The following is a 661-nucleotide window of genomic DNA, read 5'->3' as shown; positions in this document are numbered from 1 at the left end:
CACCTGGTGAGATATTACAACCAGCTGAGCAACCATGACAGATGCTTGGCGCATACTGCATGTCCCATTTACGGTTGTAGCGCTCAGAGTGAGTCTTGTCGGTAAATACACCGGTTGGGCAGACTTCGGTTAAGTTGCCTGAGAATTCACTTTCAAACTGACCATCTTTATCACGGCCAAAGTAAACGCGGTTGTTTGAGCCATAAACGCCCAAATCTTCGCCGCCCGCGTAGTCTTTATAAAAACGTACACAGCGATAGCAAGCGATACAACGGTTCATCTCATGCGCGATGAATGGGCCAAGCTCTTGGTTATGATGCGTGCGTTTGGTAAAGCGATAGCGACGACGGCTATGACCTGACATATAGGTCATGTCCTGCAAATGACAATGTCCACCTTCTTCACAAGTTGGACAGTCATGTGGATGGTTGGTCATGAGTAGCTCAACCATCGACTTGCGGAATGCTTTGGCTTCATCGTCAGTCACAGAGATGTACATATCATCGCCAGGAGCGACCATACATGACATCACGAGGCGACCACGACCTGCCTCCATATCTTCTTTATTTTGGAATTGCTTGACCGCGCACTGACGGCACGAGCCTACTGAACCAAGGGCTGGATGATAACAAAAATACGGCACATCAATGCCGAGTGATAA

1 protein-coding gene is annotated in these 661 nt (G+C 48.4%); it reads right to left on the bottom strand.

Features of this window, described 5'->3' with window-relative positions; all coding sequences use genetic code 11:
- Window positions 1-661: 2Fe-2S iron-sulfur cluster-binding protein (locus tag ACS8FC_RS18200; RefSeq protein ID WP_439297820.1), on the bottom strand; the 661-nt coding region annotated here is incomplete at both ends.

The organism is Psychrobacter sp. 1Y4 (genome assembly GCF_051847555.1).
This window is presented reverse-complemented; position numbering and strand designations above follow the sequence as displayed.